The organism is Pseudomonas sp. ANT_J28, from assembly GCF_008370005.1.
Classification (GTDB): domain Bacteria; phylum Pseudomonadota; class Gammaproteobacteria; order Pseudomonadales; family Pseudomonadaceae; genus Aquipseudomonas; species Aquipseudomonas frigoris.
Map to the genome: position 1 here is coordinate 1 of NZ_VOBM01000099.1, position 1381 is coordinate 1381.

Annotated in this window: 1 protein-coding gene; it reads right to left on the reverse strand. The window is 57.5% G+C overall.

Annotation, left to right across the window (positions count from 1 at the left end; all coding sequences use genetic code 11):
* Positions 1–273 precede the first annotated feature (273 nt).
* Entirely contained in the window at positions 274–1302 is a 1029-nt protein-coding gene (locus tag FQ187_RS29835) for an IS110 family transposase (RefSeq protein ID WP_149632225.1), read from the reverse strand.
* Between the last annotated feature and the right edge of the window lie 79 nt (positions 1303–1381).

Below are 1381 nucleotides of genomic sequence, written 5' to 3' on the forward strand. Positions count from 1 at the left end.
CTTCGCGAGCAAGCCCGCTCCCACATCTATGGTTACCCCCTTTTCTGCAATACTGTTTTTGATGTCGTGTTTGGCTTGCTTTCATCTATCCGGCGTCTGAGTGGGGTTGTAGCCCCGCGCCTCGATGAGAATCGATGCCCGACGATCCTAACTATTTGAACGGCCTTTCAGCCGTGTGGGAGCTCAGGGTTGTCGTCAGGCCGGTTGGCCGTTCACGTCATCTGTTATCCAGCATCGCAAAACCAGGTGGGTGGTGCTCGGGTGACAGCAGGGTCAGGCGTTCATCGCGCTTGGCCCTGCATCGAATTCAGTGTGATGGGCCGCAATCGCCCAGGCGATTCTTGCCAGCTTGTTGGCCAACGCACAGACCACGAGATTGGAGTGATGGCGGGACGCCAATAGCTGGCGGACCCAGTCCGCCAAGGCTCCTTTCTGTCGTTCCAGCTGTATCAAGTAAACACGGGCGCACTGGATGAGCAGGCGTCTCTGGTTTCGATCGCCACGCTTGCTGATGCCCAGCAGCACGGTCTTGTCGCCCGTGCCGTGTTGTTTAGGTACCAGCCCGATCGACGCCGCATAGCCTCGGCCGCATTTGAACTGTTTGCCATCGCCCAGCTCGGCAGCCAGGGCGCTGGAGGTGATCGGCCCGACACACGGTATGGTCATCAAGCGCGTTGCCAGATCATCTTCAGCGGCCTGGCATTCCACGTCCTTGTCCAGTTTTTTAACCTGCCCGTCCAGGTAGTTGAAGTGCCCATGCAGCAGCATCAGATTTTTCTTGATGCGTTCAGAAAATGAACTTGCCTCAAGCAACGCTGGAAGCTCTCGGATGGCTTGGAAGCCGCAGGCCAGGCTGACGCCCACCTCCAGAAGGGCTGCGTGAATCCGATTGACGGCCGCAGTGCGGTCTTTGATGAACGAATCGCGTATCGAGTTGGACATGGCCAGCACTTGCTGGGCCTGGGTTTTGGGCGGTACAAAACGCATCGTCGGGCGAGTCGCTGCCTCGCAGATCGCCTCGGCATCAGCAAAGTCGTTTTTGTTGCTTTTCACGTAGGGGCGCACGAGATGAGGAGCAATGAGTTTGGGCGTATGTCCCAGTTTTGCGAGCTCCTGCGCCATGAAGTGGGCGCCGCCACAGGCTTCCATCACGACGGTGCAAGGCTCGACATTCGCCAGATGCTGAAAAAGCGCGGTGCGTGTAAATTTTTTGCGGCAGAGCACATGTCCACGATCATCCTGCGCATGCAGGTGAAAGGTGTGTTTTCCCAGGTCGATGGCGGCAATAGCTACTTTGTTCATGGCAACGGTCTCCGGTGAGCCCCCTGTGAAAGCTTAGTGGGCGATCACAGGGGGCGGCGGGGGTAGCCATTTCATTATT